10 protein-coding genes are annotated in these 20,620 nt (G+C 68.3%); 7 read left to right on the plus strand and 3 right to left on the minus strand.

Features of this window, described 5'->3' with window-relative positions; genetic code table 11:
* Nucleotides 1-195: 195 nt before the first annotated feature.
* The 5 genes from B085_RS0128500 to B085_RS0128520 all read left to right on the plus strand — a co-directional run bounded on the left by B085_RS0128500 (nucleotide 196) and on the right by B085_RS0128520 (nucleotide 7,530).
* Nucleotides 196-699, plus strand: a complete 504-nt coding sequence (locus B085_RS0128500) for a hypothetical protein (RefSeq protein ID WP_051102193.1) — start codon at nucleotides 196-198, stop codon at nucleotides 697-699.
* The gene (locus B085_RS0128505; protein ID WP_018562022.1) at nucleotides 669-2,087 is read left to right on the plus strand and encodes a hypothetical protein; all 1,419 of its coding nucleotides are present in this window, start codon (nucleotides 669-671) and stop codon (nucleotides 2,085-2,087) included. Before B085_RS0128500 ends, B085_RS0128505 begins: the two co-directional genes overlap by 31 nt.
* Nucleotides 2,084-3,547 carry a VWA domain-containing protein gene (locus B085_RS0128510; RefSeq protein WP_018562023.1) on the plus strand — a complete coding sequence of 488 codons (1,464 nt, stop codon included), beginning with the start codon at nucleotides 2,084-2,086 and terminating at the stop codon, nucleotides 3,545-3,547. Before B085_RS0128505 ends, B085_RS0128510 begins: the two co-directional genes overlap by 4 nt.
* Nucleotides 3,548-3,628: 81 nt before the next feature.
* The gene (locus B085_RS0128515) at nucleotides 3,629-4,747 is read left to right on the plus strand and encodes an ATP-binding protein (protein ID WP_018562024.1); all 1,119 of its coding nucleotides are present in this window, start codon (nucleotides 3,629-3,631) and stop codon (nucleotides 4,745-4,747) included.
* The gene (locus tag B085_RS0128520; protein WP_018562025.1) at nucleotides 4,744-7,530 is read left to right on the plus strand and encodes a DUF5682 family protein; all 2,787 of its coding nucleotides are present in this window, start codon (nucleotides 4,744-4,746) and stop codon (nucleotides 7,528-7,530) included. Before B085_RS0128515 ends, B085_RS0128520 begins: the two co-directional genes overlap by 4 nt.
* Nucleotides 7,531-8,491: 961 nt before the next feature.
* On the opposite strand, the gene B085_RS45935 is transcribed toward B085_RS0128520, so the two are convergent.
* A complete protein-coding gene (locus tag B085_RS45935) occupies nucleotides 8,492-10,156 on the minus strand; it encodes an FG-GAP repeat domain-containing protein (protein WP_234018678.1) in 1,665 nt (554 codons plus the stop codon).
* A gap of 706 nt (nucleotides 10,157-10,862) precedes the next feature.
* Here B085_RS45935 and B085_RS51070 point away from each other — a divergent pair.
* Entirely contained in the window at nucleotides 10,863-11,747 is an 885-nt protein-coding gene (locus B085_RS51070) for a barstar family protein (RefSeq protein WP_026251536.1), read from the plus strand.
* A 126-nt stretch (nucleotides 11,748-11,873) separates the two neighbouring features.
* Here B085_RS51070 and B085_RS49620 read toward each other — a convergent pair whose 3' ends face one another.
* On the minus strand, nucleotides 11,874-12,014 hold the full coding sequence (locus B085_RS49620; RefSeq protein ID WP_158689847.1) for a hypothetical protein: 141 nt from the start codon (nucleotides 12,012-12,014) through the stop codon (nucleotides 11,874-11,876).
* The gene (locus tag B085_RS50170; RefSeq protein WP_199789243.1) at nucleotides 12,011-12,586 is read right to left on the minus strand and encodes a hypothetical protein; all 576 of its coding nucleotides are present in this window, start codon (nucleotides 12,584-12,586) and stop codon (nucleotides 12,011-12,013) included. The genes B085_RS49620 and B085_RS50170 overlap by 4 nt, the downstream gene beginning before the upstream one ends.
* Nucleotides 12,587-13,306: 720 nt before the next feature.
* On the opposite strand from B085_RS50170, the gene B085_RS44075 reads away from it, so the two are divergent.
* Nucleotides 13,307-20,539, plus strand: coding sequence for an RHS repeat-associated core domain-containing protein (locus B085_RS44075; RefSeq protein WP_272925145.1), 7,233 nt, complete (start codon nucleotides 13,307-13,309; stop codon nucleotides 20,537-20,539).
* Nucleotides 20,540-20,620 lie beyond the last annotated feature (81 nt).

Raw genomic sequence — 20,620 nt, forward strand, 5'->3', positions numbered from 1 at the left:
CGTACAAAGGGCCGATCTCTGTACCGCGTCAGGCGATCCGGGCGGTCGGCACCCCGCCGAGAATCTCCCGTCGGTCACCCGCCCGGGCGAGCGGCTGTGGACACTCCGAAGGGCGTTGTCAGTGATCGCAAGTAAGTTCATTGCCATCCCGCCGATGTGGCGCGGAATACCCCCTGCTGCACAGGAGATGGCGTGTTGTCAGATTGGGAGAAATCGAGCACGGCCCGGGTGACGGCACCCGCGCGGCCGCGCAAGCTCGCCAAGGTTCCGTTCGTCGAGCTGGCCGACGGACGCCTGCAGGGCGTGGTGTCCAGCGGCTCGGACATCGAGCGGGTCTACGTCTCGTCGGTCGCCGCCGGCACCTACGCCTACACCTGCAGCACCAACAACAACCGGCCCTGCGGCGGCGCCCGGGGCGGCTTCTGCAACCACATACGGGCCCTGATCGTCGAGGCCGTGCTGCAGTACGGCGCCGAGCGCGTCGCCCGCTACGTCAAGGCGGAGAGCGCGAGCGGCGAGCCGGACGCGCAGAGCATCACGGCCGCCATGACGAGTGCGCGCCCGTCGCCGGGGGACAAGCAGGCCGCGGCGCCGGTCTTCAGCCGGTTCCTGCGCCACCTCGCCTACCTGGAACTCGCCCCCACCACGGCCCCGCTGCCGGAGATGCAGTGGTTCCCGCCGACCAGGGCGGTGGCGTGATGCGTATCGACGTCCTCACGGAGACCGTCCCCGGGCTGGACGAGGCCCTGGCGGCCGTCGACGCCTTCGACGCGACCCTCGTCGGCGGACTGCTGCGCCCGCAGCCCGCCCAGACCGCCGGGCTGACCGAACTCGTCAACGCCGTCGCGGGCACCCCGCTGGCCGCGCGGGTCGCCGAGGCGGCGGAGAAGGCGGCGGCCGGCGCCGCGAGCGAGGACCACCTGGTCGTCCTCGCCGCCGCCCGCACCGCGCTGCTCGGCGCCGCCCACGACGCGCTGACGGCCCGGATCCAGGAGGCGACCGGCCGGCCCGGCAGCGACGAGAGCGTCCCCGAGCCCGAGAATGCGCAGGCTGCGAACGTTCTGGCCGCCGCCCGCTCCTGGCTGTCCGACCTGGCGCGCTCCGGCTGGCAGGGCATCGACCACGACCTGGTGTCGGGCGCGGCGCAGATCGTTTCCGCGATGCTGCCCGACCCGGCGCTGCGCCGCCCGGCCACGCTCCTCGACGGCTTCGCCGCCGAACTCGCCGCCTCGTGCCCCGGCGCCACGATGGAGCGGTTCCCCGTACGCCGCTGGGCCGACCTGTGGTCGCGCGGGATGCTGCTGACGCTGCCTGGCGCGGGCGGCATGCCCGCCGCCGGGACGGCGACCGGCCGCCTCCTGCCCCTCGGCGTCGACCTGCAGGAGCACGCCACCGCCGTACAGGCCCAGGTCCACGCCGTGTTCGAACCCGCGGACGGCACGACGGCCCGCCTGGTGCGTGCCAGTGTGTCGGTGCCCAAGCCGGACACCGTCGTCGGCGCCGGACTGTGGCAGCTGCTCCGCCCGCACATGTCGCTGCTGGCGGCCGTCAGCGAGGGCCGCTCCATGGACCTCACCGGCATGCCGGTCACCGCCGAGGGCGACCTGCTGTGGAATGACGCGCAGGCGCACGCCGGCGAGCCCGCCGACGCCTTCGCCACCGCCCGCGTGGCGCTGCCCACCGCCGCGGACCCGGTCGTCGCACCCCTGGACCGCCACCCGGCGCGCGTTGCCGTACCGGTCTTCCTGGAGGGCTACGCGGCCGCGACCGACGACGGCGAGGTGACCTTCACCGCCGCCGGGCAGACCCTCGCCGTCGACACCGACCGCGTCCCGGCCGCCGGGCCGCTCACCCCCGAGGCGATCGCGGCGTCGGGCGCCTGCATCGCGCTGCTGCGCTGGGACGACGGCACGTACCGGGTCCAGCCGCTGGCCGTCGAGACGACGGTGCGGAAGAAGGCCGTCACCGTCCACGCCGGGGAATGGGCGGGCGGGACGACCGACAAGAACGGGGTCAAGGCCGAGAAGGCCGCCACCGACGCGGTGGCCGTGCTGCGGGAGCGCGCGGGAAGGCTGCTGCGCAAATGACCGACCAGACCACCGACCAGATCACCGACCAGATCACCGGGCACATCGAGGGCACCGATGGGCCTCCCGCCGCCGACCCCCATGACAACCGCCGCCAGGTCCTGTACTGGCGCCTGCTCGCCCGGCTCTTCGACCCCGAGGAGCAGGCCACCCTTGAGTCGGCGAGCCTCGCCGTCGTCGAGGACATCGGGCTGCCGCCCGCGCTGCTGGACCCGCAGGCCTCTGTCGACTCCATCGTGCAGCGCCACCCGGATCTGGCCGCCGAGTTCGACGGCCTGATGGCGCCCGCACCCGAACCCGAGGACGGCGCACGCGACCGCGCCGCCGAAGTCCGCCGCGCCGCGCTGGTGTCGAAGGTCCTGCTCAACGTCTTCGCCTCCGGCTCCGGCACCGTCACCGCCGGACAGCTGGCGCGCTGGCAGTCCGACGCCGGCTGGCTGGAACGCGCGCTGGGCTGCCGCCCCGGCGAGCTGCGCGGCGGCCGCGCCGGAGGACGCATGGCAGGCCCCGGCGTCAGCCCGACCGGCACCGGCGGCGGGGGCACCACGCCCGACCTCAGCCGGCTGATCCCGGCGATCGGCCCCGAACTCGGCGCCATCGAGGCCGACCTCGTCAAGCGGATGCACCTGCGCGAAGTGCTTGCCGACCCCAAGCTCGCCTCGCAGCTCACCCCGAGCATGTCGCTGATCGAGCAGCTCCTGCGGGACAAGAACAACCTCTCGGGTGTCGCCCTGGCCAACGCCAAGTCCCTGATCCGGCGCTTCGTCGACGAGGTCGCCGAAGTGCTCCGCACGCAGGTCGAGAAGGCCACGGTCGGCGCGATCGACCGCTCGATCCCGCCCAAGCGGGTGTTCCGCAACCTCGACCTCGACCGCACCATCTGGAAGAACCTCACCAACTGGAGCCCGGAGGAACAGCGGCTGTACGTCGACCGCCTCTACTACCGGCACACTGCGCGCAAGACGACGCCCCAGCGCCTGATCGTCGTCGTGGACCAGTCGGGCTCGATGGTCGACTCCATGGTGAACTGCACCATCCTCGCCTCGATCTTCGCGGGGCTGCCCAAGGTGGACGTCCACCTGATCGCCTATGACACGCAGGCGCTCGACCTCACGCCCTGGGTCCACGACCCCTTCGAGACGCTGCTGCGCACCAAGCTCGGCGGCGGCACGGACGGCACCGTCGCCATGGCGCTCGCGCAGCCGAAGGTCGCCGAGCCCCGCAACACCGTCGTGGTGTGGATCTCCGACTTCTACGAATGGCGGACCGAGCCGCTGTTCGAGAGCATGGCCGCCCTCCACCGCTCGGGTGTCAAGTTCATCCCGGTCGGGTCGGTGACCAGCTCCGGCCGCGGCAGCGTCAACCCGTGGTTCCGCGAGCGCTTCAAGGATCTCGGCACGCCGGTGATCTCCGGCCACATACGCAAGCTCGTCAACGAGCTGAAGACGTTCCTCGCCTGAGCGCCCCCGGGCAGTCCAAGGCACCGCAAGACAACACCAGGCAACCAGAGCAGCAACCCCACCACGCCCGAAAGGCCCCTCATGTCCGACCTGTTGCGCGCCCCCGCCGAGACCAAGTACGCCGAGGAACTCGACTGGCTGGAGTCGGTCGACGACAACCCCAAGCCCTTCTCGTGGCGCCTGTCGCCCAAGATGGTGCGGCTGTTCATTCTGGGCTCCGAGCCCTCCGACGGTCTGGACCGCGAGATCTCGCAGAAGTGGTTCGGCGACCGTAGCTTCGTCGAGCGTTCCATCGTCACCCTGGCCTCCGACCGCGGCCTGCTCCTGATCGGCGACCCCGGCACGGGCAAGAGCTGGCTGGCCGAGCTGCTGTCCGCCGCGATCTCCCGCAACTCCACGCTCGTCGTCCAGGGCACGGCCGGCACCACCGAGGACCACATCAAGTACTCGTGGAACGTGTCCATGGTCATCGCCAAGGGCCAGTCGCGGGAGTCGATGATCCCCTCGCCGATCATGACCGCGATGGAGACCGGCGCCATCGGCCGCTTCGAGGAGCTCACCCGCTCCACCAGCGACGTCCAGGACGCGCTGATCTCCATCCTCTCCGAGAAGTACATCTCCGTCCCCGAGCTCGACGGCGACAGCGACAACATCGTCTTCGCCAAGCCCGGCTTCTCCATCATCGCCACCGCCAACAGCCGCGACCGCGGGGTCAACGACCTGTCCTCCGCGCTCAAGCGCCGCTTCAACTTCGTCCGCATCCCCGTCGTGACGAACAAGAAGAGCGAGGCGGAGATCGTCCGCTTCCGCACCGAGGAACTGCTGCGCCGCCACCAGATAGAGCTGGACGTGCCGCCCACCCTGCTCGACGTGCTGCTGCAGAGCTTCGCCGACCTGCGCGCCTCAGCGGCCGCCGCCGGCAGCGACGACGAGAAGCTGGAGTCCGCGCTGTCCACCGCCGAGCAGATCGGCGTGCTGGAGGACTCCATCCTGCACAGCAACTTCTTCGGCGAACGCGCCCTGACAGCCCGCACCCTCGCGTCCTCGCTCGTCGGCTCGCTGGCCCGGCGCGAGCCCGAGGACCTGGCCATCCTCAACAAGTACCTGCACGGCGTCGTCGAGCCGCGCAGCAAGGACGAGGGCGGCGCCTGGCCGGAGTTCCTGGAGGGCGGCCGCGACGCGATCGCCACGCTGTCATGACCGGCACCCACGAGAGCACCTTCGAGGCGCTGCGCGGCCAGCTCCGCGAAGCGGCCACGACGTTCGCCGACGGGCCCGACGCCCTGGAGGGCATCCTGCTCGGCATGGTCGACGACGTCGACCGCGCGGTGCGCGAGCCGCTGGAGGTCTTCCCGGTCTGCCACCACTCGCCCGCCTCGGCGGTAGCCATGGCGCGCCGCCTGCGCGAGAAGCAGCCCAAAGTCGTGTACCTGGAGCTGTGCGAGGACATGACGCCGCTCCTCACCGAGCTGCGCAACTGCCGGCTGCCGGTGGCGGTGCAGGCGTACGCGGGCGAGGTCGACGGCTTCCCCGCCGACTGGGCCCCGCTGTCGGTGGTCGCCCCGATCACCGAGGCCTCCGCGGAGTACCAGGCCATCGCCTACGCGCTGGACACCCCGGGCGTGGAACTCGTCCTCGTCGACCGGTCCTCCGACCACGTCTTCCAGTGGGACGCCCGCGCCGAGCGGTCCGACGCGCCGGACGACCCGGACGCGCCGCCCGCCGAGGAGGAGGCCGCGCTGCACGGAGACGCGGTCGGTGTGGAGATCGGCGACCTGCGGCCGCGCTTCGCCGAACTGGAGGAGCACCTGCTCCGCCACGGCCGGGTGCGGCACTGGTCCGAGTGGTGGCACCAGTACGTCGAGCTGCCGCTCGGCGACGCCGACCACGACACGTACCGCCAGGTCATGTTCCTCATCGGCAGCCTCTTCCGGCGCCTCGCCCCCGGCGACCCGCACCGGGTGCGCGTGGACGAGGACCGCGAGCGCCACATGTGGACCCGGATGCGCGACCACCTGGCGGCCACCGGCACCGACCCGGCGGACTGCGTCTACGTCTGTGGCGCCTTCCACGCCGCCAGCAGGGTCGCGGAGTTCGGCGTGGACGGCGCCGACACGTTCGAGATCAGCCCGCGCAGCGCCACCAAGTGGCTGCACGGCCTGATCCCGTCCAGCCACGCGGCGATCGAGGCGCAGTTCGGCCTCGCCGCGGGTTCGGTGTCGATCGCGGCGACGCAGTGGACGAAGAACCTCAAGCGCACGCGGGTCAAGCCGTACCGCCTGACGGGCCAGGCGGGTGCGAAGAAGACGGCGGTGGCCAAGACTTCGCCACCCCCACCGCAAGCACCAGTGGGCGACCAGCTGACCGGCTTCCTGCAGCGCCCGCCGGTCCTGGACCAGCTGGACGAGGCCGAACTGCTCGGCTGGTCGGTGGACATCGTGCGCGCCGCCCGCCGCAACGGCTACCTGGCCTCGACCGCCGACGCGATCGCCGTGTTCGAGACGTCGATCCTGCTGGCGGGGATGCGCGACCGGGCCAAGCCCACTCCGTACGACTTCCAGGACGCGGCCGTCACGTGCATCGAGAAGGAAGCGGTCCCCGGCCGGCGCGACGTGCGTCGGCTCGTCGAGATCATGATGGGCGGCGACCGCATCGGCCAGGTCGGCTACGACGCCCTGCCGCCCCTCGCGCGCGACGTGTACGACCGGCTCGAACCGCTGAACCTCAAGCTGCAGCAGCGCGGGGTGCAGCGGGCGCTGCTCGACATAGCCGCCCGGCCGGAACTCGGCCCGTGCTCCGACGTGCTGTGGATGCTGCGCCGGTTGATGCCGGAGGGCACCGCCCGACCGATCATGGGCGAGCGGAAGCTGGGCGAGCGCCCGATCCAGGAATCGTGGGACCTGGCCCTCGGTACGCACCAGCGCGCGCTGATCGAGCTCGGGTACGAGGGCGTCAGCGTCGAGCAGGTCCTGGAGCAGCGCCTGCGCCAACGGGCGTACGACCCGAAGGCCACGGCGGCGACTGTCCTGGAGGCCGTGGAGGACGCGACGCTGTACCTGAACAGCCGCCGCCTCGCCGACGAACTGGGCACCCGCGCGCTGGAGGTGCTGTCGGCTGAACGCACGGTGGACGGGGCGCCGGAGGTGCTGCGCCGCGTACGCCGGCTCCTCGCCTACTACCGCACGAGCGAACCGACGTTGCCGTCGTGGATCGAGTCGTTCACCAAGACGGGATACGCGCACTACTGCACGCTGCTGCCGACGGCGTTCACCGACGAGGACGCCACGGTCCGCCAGGTGGCGGCGATGCTGGGCTTCCTGTTCAGCATGGAGTCCCTGGCGCTGTCGCTGGGCTGCGACCGCACGCAGCTGGAACTGGCGGTGGCGCAGTCCCACCCGCAGGACCCGTCGAAGACGGCACTGCTGTGGGCGGCCCAGGTCCACCTGGGCACCCAGACCCGCGCGGCGCTTCGGACGCGGTGCGACGAACTCCTGGCCAACCCGATGGTGGTCCCGGCCTACCCGCGCTACCTGAGCGGCCTACTGCACGCCCTGGAACCGGTCCCGGGCCTGGCGGACGTCGTGGTAGAAGCCGTCTCGAAGGCATTCGGCCGCCTGCCGGACCAGGTCCTCCTGCCGTGGCTCCCGACGCTGATCACGAGCCTGCGCGCCGGGGGCACGGAGTTGACCCCCCTTCTGATCCGCGAGGCGAGCCGTATGTTCCCGGGCCGCCTGGCAGCCCTGGACGCGTGGATCCCGCCGTGGAAGGCCGAGCCGGCGCCGCCGGTCCTGACGCCCCGCAAGCAACCCGCCCGCGGCGCCACCCTCTTCACCGCCCACCCGGCAACAACCGACGCACTGGCTCGCCTCCTGGGCTGCGAGGACCCGTGGACGACAGCGGACCCGGAGCCGGCGGGAGCGGCCCTGCTCGCTCGCCACCCGGAGACAGCGACGGCACTGGAGGCGCTGCTGGCCAGGGCGTGAGACGGGTATGGCGGTGGGCTTCTGGACTGGGGCCCACCGCCGTAAGCGGCGTTGCTCTCCTCGGGCCTTCGAGTTCACACCCGCCCGGAGCCCAAGGCGGCTTCCGCGTCCCTGGCCATCCCAGGCGTCTTGCGTCCGCCAGATGATGTGGACGCCGAAGTGTCCGCGCGCGGTGTCGCCCGACCACTCCTCGGTCGGCGGCTCCGAGAGCACTCGGTGGCCCGTCATTGGAAAGCGTGATCACTGCCTCGTAGCCGCGGTGTGGGACGTGAGGTCGGCGACAATTAGGGGCAATTCCATGCCCGTATAGCCGCTGAGGAGACCCTGCTCGCCGCCGACTGCAATGTGGGCGGGCGGTCGCCTTGTCTGTTGAGCGTGGAACAGACCGGCAGAGCTCCGACACGGGGCGTGATGGCACGGTACTGGGTTCGGTGTGGGCTGCGCCATGGTGGCGCTGTCGCGGGTTCGGCTCGTCGTTCGGTACTCGCCTACAGGACATTCGCCCCATCCGCATCGATCTTGCAGTGATGCTCGACATTCTCGCCGACCGACGCGGAGGTCGAGGAGGGGCATGGCTGGCACACTGACGCGCAGGTCGTTAATAGCGGCGGGCATGACTACTGCGAGCAGTGCCACTCCGGCGCATCGGGGTGGACCTCAACTCCTGTCGTGTCGGGGTCTCACCACGCGGTGCGGCCGTGCCTCTGGGTGTCAGGGGTTCTAAAGTCTCGCCCCGCTGGTACGTCGACTTCGATGGCTGGCTGAGCGCGGTGCCGGGACTGGTATGCGCACTGTTGAGCGGCGTAGCGAATTTGTGTTGCGGATGCTTACCGTGGATTCGACCCCGGACCGGACGCTGCCGTGCGTCCACGGGGAGCACTAACTGAGGCGTGAAGTAGGCGGAATGCGGAAGGACTCACCGATCGCATGGTCGGTGAGTCCTTCGGCTGGGCGTGCTCGGTCAGAGGATGGTGTTGTAGATGTTCCAGCCGCCACCGATCTTGGAGCGCTTGGCGAACGGCGCGGTGGCGCTGCCCGTGCCCTTGTAGAGCCACAGCACGCCGGACGTGTCACGGGCAACGGCGTCGGTCTTGCCGTCGTTGGTCAGATCGCCGGCGAGGGAAAGCTGATTGTAGATCTTCCAGCCTGTGCCGACCTTGACCCGGGTTGCGTACGGGGCGGTGGCGCTGCCGGTGCCCTTGTAGAGCCACAGCACGCCGGACGCGTCGCGGGCGACCAGGTCGGGTTTGCCGTCGTCGTTGAGGTCGGCGCCCGCGGCGAGCTGGTTGTAGATTCCCCAGCCGCTACCGATTTTGACTCGGCTGGAGAACCGGGCGCTGCTGGTGCTGCCGGTGCCCTTGTAGACCCACAGCACGCCGGACGCGTCGCGGGCCACGAGGTCCATCCGGCTGTCGCGGTTCACATCGCCCGCGCCGGCGAGCTGGTTGTAGATGTTCCAGCCGCTGCCGACCTTCACGCGGGTCGCGTAGCCGTGCGCGAACTGCCGGTCGTAATACCAGAGGTATCCGGCGCTGTCCCTGGCAACGATGTCACCGCGGCCGCGTTCTGCGCCGGCCGGGACAACGCCCGTCGAGTAGATGAGTTTCTCGACTACGGGAGAGAGCCGGGTGATCTTGTTGTACCTCTGCCATCCGGTGGTGAACGGCGCGCGAGGGGAGAAGGGCGTGGCGGCGGTGCCCGTGTTGTTGTACCAGAACAGCTGCCCGGAAGTGTCGCGAGCGAGGAGGTCATGCCGGGGCAACACGGGCGCACCTACGGTGGAGAAGGTACCGGTCTGACGCACGTACGTGTCGTCGAAACTGTACCTGGTGTAGATGTTGTAACTCGTCAAGGCACGCATGCGCCATGCGTGTACGCCCGGGGCCGCGGTCAGTTCGTAAGTGATGGTGTGGTCGCCGGGCTCCAATCGGCAGTCCAGATTGAGGACGCCGGCGTCGACCTTGGGCGAGTTCAGGGTGCACGAGGAGCCGGGACCGGTGGTGACGTTCCCGATCTGGATGTCCTCACGGGGCCTTGAGACCTGTCCGTCTGCAGGAAGGAAGTTGAGGTACAGCCGTCCGGCGTCGTTCGCGTGGATACGCAGCGCCTGCCGGACCGTCTTACCGGCAGGTACGTCCGGGAGGTCGTAGGCAACCGTGTTGAGTAGGGCGTGCTCCCGCGACATGACCACGGATCGTGACATCCCGGAGGTCGCTGTGGCAGGCCTGGCGCCGGAGCTGCGGGCGGCCTCGATGCCCTCGGCCAGGTCCCCGCCCGGGGGTATGTATGCGTACCCCCGGTACAAGGTGGTCATTTCTGGCGCGTCCGTAGATACGACGAACTCCGGGCCGCGCGACTGGTTGGGCCACAGTAGGCAGGTGAAGACGGCTTTGTAGCCCGGCACCTCCTCACACTCGGTGGGGCTCAATTTGAAAGACGCCGGCCACCCTGCGCCATCACCCGTGCCGTCGAGCGGTTGGGTAGCGAAAGCCACCACCACTTGGCTTCTGACCGCCGTCGCGCCCGTGAAGTTCACCTCGGTGAAGGAAACCGAGTTGGGCGGCAGCACCTCGTCACGCACGGTAACGTGCAGACCGTCCTCGGCCGTGGCCGGGCTGGAATTCATGAGTGCCACGGCCGTGAGCAGACCAGTGGCCGCACTCATGGCGGCTGTACGCCGCCACAATCTTCGGTGCATCGAAATCCTGTTCTCGGGCCGTCGCGGTTCCCACGCACTGCGTGCAGAAGCCGCGCCGGTACTCGTCACTCTGTTACGCGGGAAGAAAGACATCCGGAGAGTGCCGGAGGTTGTGCTTCCGAGAAGGTCGCTCAGCCGAGGTCGCTACGCCGCAGCTGGACACTCAGCTGGTGTCGGCGCCTCCCCAGGCGCCTCTCGCGTGCCGCAGCACCCGCTCACGAGCAGGGGTCACCTTGTCGACGATCATGCTACAAGTAGGGACCCGCGACGTTCCTGGGGCGGCTGCCTCGGAGTGAGCGCACACGGCAGCTGATCGCGAAGCGTGGTCCGGCACCGTAGTCGCGATGACGGCCAGCCGTAAGGTGATGGGCTCGGGGAACGCCGACAGAAGCGCAAGCCGCCGACCAGCTGCGAGCGTAAGGCCATGCCACGCAGCCTCATCGGTACGTGAACGGCCGCAGGCGTCGGAACCTACCGTGGCGCCTGTTGGCACTCCGGGCCCCAGCCGGACGTAGGACCAGCCCCAGCAAGATCGCAGAGGGTGACCGCAGATGCCCCGAACTGGCCGGTGATCGCCTTGCGCTCGCACCCCTCCGACCGACGACAGCACTCGTTCGCACCGTAGGGTCGGAACATGTCGACCGAAGACCTCCCGGCCCCAACGGCCAAGTGCTGGCAGGACTGCACGGATGTGTACGACTTCCTGGACCAGATTCGTCTCCGGCCTGGCATGTGGCTGTCCGGCGGCTCACTCCACGATCTGCAGACGATGCTGATCGGCTACCAGGTAGCCGTTGGCGTGCACTCGATCGACGACCCGTGCGACTTTTGGCATGGTGGGGCCTTCAGCCGGTGGCTGGGGACACGCCTCGGCGGCAGCAGCCCGCTCGGCTGGGCAGCCGACATCGAACGCAACACCCCCGGCGGCTCAACTCCCGTGGAGGAGTTCTTCCGTCTCCTCGACGCCTACCGAAGCGACGTGTCACATGCTTCAGCACAGGCCGGCGGGACGAATCGGCGTCCCGGCGTCGAATACATGATCCACACCTTCGTCACTCTCTTCTGGCGCAAACGTCTCCTCACACAGGCAACCAAACGTCTCGAAGACGGCGGCTTCCGCATGATCCGCCTGGAAGCCGGCCGGTGGAACACGGAGCGAGACATGCACCGTGCCATGGCCGCGGCCCTGGGCTTCCCCGACTACTACGGGTACAACCTGGACGCGCTCAACGACTGCCTTGGCGATGTGGCCTGCTACGGCGGCTACGACGATGCTCCCGAGGGTGCCGGACTGGTCCTCGCCTTCTCCGACTACGACCGGTTCGCGACGACCTGCCCGAGGGCGGCGCAGGTCGTCCTGGACATCATCGCCGACAAGGCCCGCCAGGCAGCCGTACTTCGCCGCCGTCTGATCTGCCTGGTCCACAGCAACGACCCGCAGATCCGGTTGGAGCCCGTCGGCGCCATGCCCGTCCTGTGGAACAACGATGAATGGTCGGACGCAAGCCGTGGTGCGTAATAGGGAGCCATCTCCATGGGGTCAGAGTGCAGACTAGTCCTGGACGGCGTAGCCCAGCGTGCGAGCCTGTGCAGCCACTGTCTGCAGGTTGGCCGTGGAGGACAATGAAGTCACCGTCCGACGGCGTCAGCTCGGTTCGATCACGACAGCCGTCCCGTACGGCCCGTACGGCAGATCGTCGCCGCGGCAGGTACTGGCCAGCGCCCACGCGGCGACGTTGGCGGCCGGGGGCTGGCCGACCGCGACGACCTTCGTCGACAGCGTCACCGGCTCCACCCGTTCTCCGCCGTGGGGCCGTCGCCGTTGGTCGCGCATCGGCCTGGTGCGGCGTTGGGGTCGGGGTGGACGCGATCAGCACCTTCTTCCCGGGCGCCAGCGGCGTCGCGGGAAATCAAGCCGGGTCGGCACTGGCATTGCCGGACCATCCGCGGTGCGGCGACCGGTCCGGTAGGCGGCGATGCCGGGGGAGTCGCGGCGACCGCACCGGCATGGGCTCGTGTGGTGGGGTTCACGATGGGTGCCTCCTGCGGTGGGGAGGTCGGCGGGTATACGCCGAGGACCTGGACTTCGCCGACGCGCAGCTGGACCTGGGATGAGCGGGTGGTGGTGAGGTCGCCGCGTTGTCCGCGGCCGGCCCAGTGCGCGTTCCACGTGGCTGTCGCGGTCACCCGGAACACATCGCCTTTACCGCCGTTGGACGTGGTGGCGTAGCGGTAGCCGCAGATGGGGGAGTCCTTCGCGCCTTCCGACTCCTTGCAGGGGGTGCCGGCGCCGCAGGTGACGGTGTGGCCGTCGCCCATGTCCCACACGATCTGCGACACGTGCGCGGTCGCGGTCACTGTGATGCCGCCTGCGGTCACCGACTCTGCGGCCGGGCCCCAGGTGCGGGGGTCTGGTGCGCTTCCACGGCCACACCGGCATCCCGACCACACCCGTTGTGCCAGGCTCCGGCACGATCCCGATGTCCGGCCCGTCGATCGGCAGCCGCTTCACCGCCTCGGCCGCGAGCTGGGCCGGATCGACCCCGACCTCCTTGCCCGGCGGCGGCGGCGCGGCACGCCACTGCACCGGCGGCCCCCCATCGGGGCAGTACGCGTCGTAGACGGCGCCGTCACGGGGCTTGTGACCCTGCCAGGCCGGGTCCCCGGCTGGCGGAGCGTCGCGCGAGACTCCGGGGTAGTCGCGTTGAGGTGCCAAGGGGTGTCGGGCCTGTGGAGTCCCCGGCCGGATCCGTGGTGGTGAGGGCGAGATGTCTTCACCAGTTGGCCATTTTCACGTCACGTCTTCTTCGTCAAGAGTGCTCTGGATCACCCCACTTTTCGGGAACCTGTTCAGGAACTTGCTGGTCACGCGGCTAATCGGCCGGATAGGTTCCGTTCGTTGATCACTACGGTCGGCGGCCGGGCGCTGCTCTGGGGCACGGCGTGTTCGGCTGTGCGGTGGTCACTGTTCACGCGATGTTTCGGCTGCGCGCGTCGTGTGCGGAGCCGTCTGAGGCGGAGAGGGTCCGCGTGTCTGTGCGGCGTTCGCAATCTGTGTCGCTAGGTGTGGTCGGTGCGTTGCTGGCCGGCCTGCTGTCGACTGTGGCTGTAGTGTCACCAACGGCCGCGTCGGCGGCCGATGATCCGGGATCGGTGGTGCCAGGGCAGTCCACGGGGACAGTCCAGGCACAGGAAGCCGAACCGTCGGGGAAGCCGTTGCCGGCTCCGGTGTGGCCGAAGTCGGCGAGGGCGACGGTGGATCTGCGTCAGGCCGAGCCGGGGGAGCCCGGTGAGGTAACGGCGTCGCCGTCGGCACCGGGCGACGGCGGGGGCACGCAGGTCGGCGTCGTCGAGATCGCCCCCGTTCCCGCCGAGGCGACCGACGACGGAACCTCCGCGCAGCTCAGCGCGGCGCGTGCGCTGTCCGAGGACGACTCCGATCCGACTGCTTCCGCGTCGGCTTCGGCTTCTCCCCGCGCCACCGCCTCCCCGGACGGCGTGCCCACGGGGCCGTCCGGATCGGCCACGCCCGACCCGGAGGACACCGGGACCGGGTCGCCGGGGGACGGGATTTCTCCTGATCAGGTGGATGTGCAGATCCTGGACCGGGACACGATCGCCCCGGTGGGCGGGATCGGTATGGGCTTGCGGGTGGTGCGTGACGACGGAGTCGCCGTGCCGGGCATTGTCGAGGTGACGATCGACTACTCGGGCTTCAAGTATGCCTACGGCGGTGACTTCGCCGACCGTCTGCGCCTGGTGCGGCTCCCGGCGTGTGCGTTGACTACTCCGCAGGCCGAGCAGTGCGCTTCCCGGGAGGTCGTGGAAGCCGATAACGATGTCAAGGACGGCGCGCTGACCGCGACCGTCATCGCCGACGCCGACGCCGACCCCGCATCGGACGCCGAGCAAGACCCGACCGGACAGCCTTCCTTGTCCGCTTCGCCGGGCCAGGGCGGAACATCGGCGCAGTTGGGCGGCTTGGCGCCGATGACTGCCGAAGCGAGCGGGTTTGTGTATGCGGTCGTTACGGGCGCGTCCTCGGACCAGGGCGACTACCGGGCCTCGCCGCTGGGCCCGTCGGGTTCGTGGGAAGTCGGGACCGGTTCGGGCGCGTTCACGTATGCGCTGCCGATCAATGTGCCGGCACCGCCGATGGGCAAGGCCCCCTCACTGGCGCTGACTTATAACTCGCAGTCGGTGGACGGACGAACCTCGGCGACGAACAATCAGGCGTCCTGGGTGGGCATGGGCTGGGATCTGAGCACCGGCTACATCGAGCGTCGCTACCGCAACTGCACCAATGACGGCCTGCCTACCATCGGCGACATGTGCTGGGACTCCCCGAACTCCGCCGTGGAACCAGGCGGCGCGGTCTACATCCTGAACCTCAACGGGGTCAGCTCCCAGCTGATCCAGGACAACAACGGCACCGGCTCCTACCACCTGCAGGATGACCCGGGCTGGCGGATCCAGCACATGGCCGGCGGGTACGGCGCGGACGACGAGTACTGGGTGATCAATACCCAGGACGGTTCCCGCTACTACATGGGCTGGGGCCGGTCTGAGCGCACCGGTACCGCCACCGCCTCGGTCTTCACCGTCCCCGTCGTCGGCAACGACGCGGGCGAGCCGTGCCACAGCCAGTTCCCCGAGCCGTGTAGCCAGGCCTGGCGTTGGAACCTGGACCGGGCCGTCGACCCCAACGAGGTCGAGACGATCTACTTCTACGACAAGGAGTACAACCACTACCGTTCCGTCGCCAACGTCGACAAGCCCCGGGAGTATGTCTCCGGCGGCTACGTCAAGGAGATCCAGTACGGCTGGTCCTCCCAGATCGGCAACGGCCAGCTCCCCGCCAAGATCGACCTGACGCACGTCAATCGTTGCACCGAGCGCATGGCCCTCAACGATCCGCTGCGCGGCACAGCGCCGACGTGCCCGACCTTCAACGAATCGCCGGGCTCCTACCCGGACGTGCCGGTCGATCTGATGTGCGACGGAACAGCCGCGGACTACGCATGCGCGGGCAAGACGTACTACCCGTCGTTCTTCAGCACCGACATGCTCTGGGACATCAAGACCTATGTCCGCGACAACGACAGCGCGGACTGGGAACTGGTCATGCAGTACCAGACCAAGCACGGCCTGCCCAACCCCGCCGGCGCGGTCGGGAAGACCCTGTGGCTGGACTACGTACAGCGCAAGACCTACGGATCGGGGGAGAACCTCGTTCTCCCGGTGATCAACTTCAACGGCGTCGACCTGGACAACCAGGTCGGCTCCAGTGAGATCAACTTCCGCCGGGTCAGCGAGATCCACGGTGATCTCGGCGCCACCACCGCCGTCACCTACGGGCAACCCGACCCTTGTGACGGCGCCGACCTGCCCAGCCAGTCCACCAACACCGAGGACTGCTACTGGCAGAAATGGGTCCCCGACGGCAGCACCGAAGCGAAGACGGGCTGGTTCAAGAAGTTCCTCGTCACCAAAGTCACCGTCGACCCCACCGTCAGCAGTGACCAGAACGGCGAGCCGGAGATGGTCACCAGCTACGCCTACTCCGGGGGTGCGGGATGGCGATTCAGCGCTGACCCGCTCACCAAGGATGAGGACGAATCGTGGACGGACTGGCGCGGATACCGACAGGTCGAGGTCACCACAGGCGCAGGCTTGGCCAAGCGCAGCACCGTGTCGTGGCTGTATCGGGGGCTGTCCGGCGACCGGATAACCAAGACCGATCCGGCCGGCACGCGTACAGTGACGGTTTTTGACGGCGAGGGCAACTCCTACACCGACCACGCCTGGCTGGCTGGGAAGCTCATCGAGACTTCTTCCCGTGACGACCAGGGCGCCTCTCACCAGCGGGTCTTTCACGAGTACTGGACCCACAACACCGCCCAGTACGACGGCCTGCCCGACGCCCGCTTCGTCCGAGAAGACAAGACCACCATACGGACCCCGAACTCCGCCAGCAGCACCTGGCACGAGCACGTGGTGGAAAACGAGTACGACGACACCGAAAACGCCTCCACCGTCTTTGGCCTGCCCATGAAGACCGACGATTGGGGCGAGACCGGTATCTCCGACAACCGGTGCACCGCCTACGGGCGTGCCTACAACACCGACGACTACGACAGCACGGGCATCAAGCGTTTCACCGTCCTCCAGGACCAGCTCAAGCACTATTCCGTCGGCTGCTCCAGCATCGCCGACAGCAACCAGGACGGCTACACCTCCACGCTGTACGACGGCTCGGCGTCGGTGGACGCCAACAAGCCCTTCGACGGCAACCCCACCGAGGTCCGCACCTACACCAGCGCTTCCCTCAAGCGCGCTGTCAGGAATGGCTACGATGCAGCCGGCCGAGCGCTGTGGACGGAAGACGGCAACCAGAACCGGACCACCACCGCTTTCGAGCCGACCAACTCCTGGCCCATATCCGGTGTCACCGTCACGACCCCTGACCCCGACGGCAGCAGCGCCAACTCTCGCGGCCCGCTGACCACCACCACGTGGTACTCGCCGTTGTGGGGGACCGCGACGACGGTCAAGGACGTCAACGGCAACCTCACCAAGGTCGACCTGGACGCCGCCGGACGCACGATCCAGGTGTGGCTGCCCACTGAGGTCGGCGGCAGCAGCCCGTCGCGGACGTACACCTACTCCATCCCCACGACCGGCGCCAGCTCGGGTGTTCCGGACGTGGTCAACGGCGACCCCGAGGTCACAGCCGGTGTCCTGCAATCCGGCTCCACCTACCTGTACAGCCACGCCTTCACTGATGCCCTCGGCCGAGCGCGCGAGACCCAGAACAAGCTGCCCCAGCTCAGCGGCGCCAGCTACCGCCAAGTGACTGTCACCCGCTACGACGCCGCCGGCAACGTCACCGGCACCTCCGCCCCGTTTAAGAGCGCGGGCCCCGCCGGCGACGGAGTGGTCAACCCTGCCGCATCCGACATCCCCTCGTACAACGACCTCGTCCAGGACTGGGCAGGCCGCCCCACCCTGTCGCGGATCCTGGTCAAGAACGTCGAGCAGACCCAGGGCAAGACCCGGACCGACTATCACGACGACTACACCACAGTCACTCCGCCGACCGGCGGCGCTATCGACACCCACATCGACATCTACGGCCAGACCAGCAAGGTCGTCGAGCACAGCGGCGTCAGCACCTACGCAACCAGCTACTCCTACACCGGCAAGGGCGTACTGCGGACCATCACCGATCCGCAGCTCAACGTCACGACCTACGGATACGACTGGGCCGCCCAGCGCACCTCCGTCGACGACCCGGACGCCGGCAAATCCACCACCACGTACGACGACAACGGCCAAGTCTCCACGACCACCGCCAAGGACCCCGTCAACGGCGACACCGTCCTGCAGTACGCCTACGACAACCTCGGGCGCAAGACTTCCATCCGCAGCGGATCCGACGAACTCGCTGCCTGGGTCTACGACAACTACGACGGCGGCGCAGCCCCGCCCACGAACGGCATGGGCCGGGTCATCAGCTCCACCAGCCGCGACACGCAGGGCCGCAGCTACACCACATCCACCATCGGCTTCGACGAACGCGGCCGCCCGCTCGGCACCAGCGTCACCATCCCCACCCAGGTCACCGGCCTGGCCGGCACCTACAAGACCACCTACACCTATGACGCCGCCGACCACATCACCTCGGTCGGCTACCCGGCTGTGGGGGACCCGGCCAAGGGCGGCCTCCCCAAGGAGACCGTCACTACCGGCTACGACGCCTACGGTCGCCCGAACCAGCTCACCAGCAAGCTCGGCGACTCCACCGCCACCACTACCTACGTCAGCGCCACCACCTACGACGAGACAACCGGCAGTGGCACCGGTGCCCTGACCGGCCGCACCTACGGCGCCACTACCGGGGTCAACGCGCAGCGCACCTACGCCTACGACATCGGCACTGCCACCGGCATCCACGGCACCGGCGCCCTGACCGGCGTTACCACCACCACCAACGTTGGCGGTACCACCAAGACGGTCCAGAAGGACACCTACCTCCGCAACGACAGCGGCGAGATCACGGCGCTGAAGGAGGACAAGGGCACATTCGACCAGCAACAGTGCTTCACCTACGACAACTTCCACCGCCTCCTGCAGGCGTGGACCGCCTCCTCGCTGGTCACCTGCTCCACCACCGGCACCCCCAACCCCGACTTCAACCAGGACGGTGCCTACCAGACCAAGTTCACCTACGACCGGCTGGGCAACCTGCAGTCCGCCACCGACACCAACTCCGCAGGCGTCGCCTCCACCCGCGACTACCTCTACCCCGGTTACAACGACGCTGGCGCCTGGACCGGCCCCGCCAACCCGGGCCACCTCCACGGCGTCCGCAACATCCAGCACCAAGACGCCAGCGGCAACGTATCCAGCACCGACGCATACACCTACGACGCGGCCGGCCGCATGACCAAACGCGTCGAACCCACCGCCGGAACCTCCACCGACTACACCTGGAACAAGACCGGCCAACTCGCCACCGCCACCGTCACCAAGAACGCAGGCGGCCAGGAAAAGACCACCTACGCCTATGACGCCACCGGCACTCTGATCCTGCGCACCGACCCGGCACGCACCGTCGCCTACGTCGAGGGTCAAGACCTCACTGCTACCAACAGCGCCCAAACCGGCACCACGGTCGCCTGCACCCGCTACTACAGCATCGGCGGGTCCACCGTCGCCATGCGCACCAGCGCAGGCGTCACCTACCTGATGGCCGACCAGCAGGCCTCGGCCCAACTCACCGTCGACGCCACCACCGGCGCGATAAGCCGCCGTCGCTACACCCCCTTCGGCGACCAACGCAGCACCCAAGGACTCCCGGCCGGTACCGACCACGGATTCCTCGGCAAAACCGAAGACACCACGACCGGACTGTCCCTGCTCGGCGCCCGCGCCTACGACCCCCTCCTCGGCAGATTCCTCAGCCCCGACCCCCTCAGCAGCCCCTACGATCCCCAAAACCTGTCGGCCTACAGCTACTCCCGCAATAACCCCGTCAATTTCAGCGACCCCACAGGACTGAAAGAAGACGACGGGTCCGGCGGTAGAGGAGCGACCTTCTACAACAGTGCGACCTGGGGTACCTGCCCCGTAAACAGCAGCTGTGGCACCGGCGGCGGCACCGGCGGCGGCACCGGCACCAATGCTGGAAGCGGCGACACCACCGGCACCAATGGCAACAACAACGGCGGCCATTGGTGGAACCAGATCGACTGGCGTGAGGTGGGTGCCCAGGCGGCCGGTGTTGTCGTCGGCGGACTCGCAGGGAGTGCCTGCGAGGGCCTCCTGGTAGCTGGCGCACCACTCACAGGCGGCACCAGCCTTGCGGGAACCGCAGGATGCGCTGCACTAGGCGGCGTCACCTACAGCGCGGTCAGTAACGCCATCGACGAGGACGAAGAATCAGCGACCGACGTACTCAAGGACACCGCGGTGTCCGCAGCCACCGCCGGGGTGGGCGGCGCAGCCGAACTGATAGTCGAGAAGGCAGCCCTTCGATACTTCGCAAAGACGAAGTGTTTCAAGAATAGTTTTATCGCAGAAACTGAAGTCCAACTCGCCGACGGCACCACCAAGCCCATAGAAGACGTCACCACCAACGACAAGGTGCTGGCCACCGATCCTGAAACCGGAAAGACGGAAAGCCGTGAAGTCCTCGCCACCATCATCACCGAGGACGACAAAAACTTCACCGACATCACGGTAAAGAGCAAGGGCAAGCTGGCTTCCCTCATCAGTACAGACCACCACCCATTCTGGACACCCAACGAACGAAAGTGGACGGACGCCAGTGACCTCGAACCCAGTCAGTGGCTGCGCACCAGTAACGGCACCAAAGTCCAGATCGTAGCGGTCGCCCACTACACCAAGCACCAGCGCACCTACAACCTGACAGTCGACGGCCTCCACACGTACTATGTGCTGGCGGGGAAGACGCCGGTCCTCGTTCACAACAGCAATTGTAAAATCGATACGATCGCCAACGACTGGGCGCAAAAAGGGTTCCACGTGAAGCTCCCCGGCCAGGGGAGTGCGGGTGAAGTCTCGGTCTCTGCTGATGCAGATGGAAATCTGCTCTTCAGGTCTACGTTCAGCGGAAAGGCTGGTAAGACCGCTATTGCCAAGGTAGAGAAAGACTTCCAGGATCCTGCCTTCCGGGGTAAGGCGCTAGAGCAAGCAACCAAAGGGCTTGAATATCTAGAGCAGAATCATTCCTATAGTCAGCAGATCCCAGGCTTGAGGAATCTCGTGAAGGCACTTGGTCAATAGATTTAGGTGATCACCTGTGGTCCGCTCTTGCCGAGTATGCAAGGGCGGACCACCTCTCGCTAAAGGGGAAACGTTGAATCG

It is taken from the genome of Streptomyces sp. BoleA5 (genome assembly GCF_000373665.1).
Classification (GTDB): Bacteria; Actinomycetota; Actinomycetes; order Streptomycetales; family Streptomycetaceae; genus Actinacidiphila.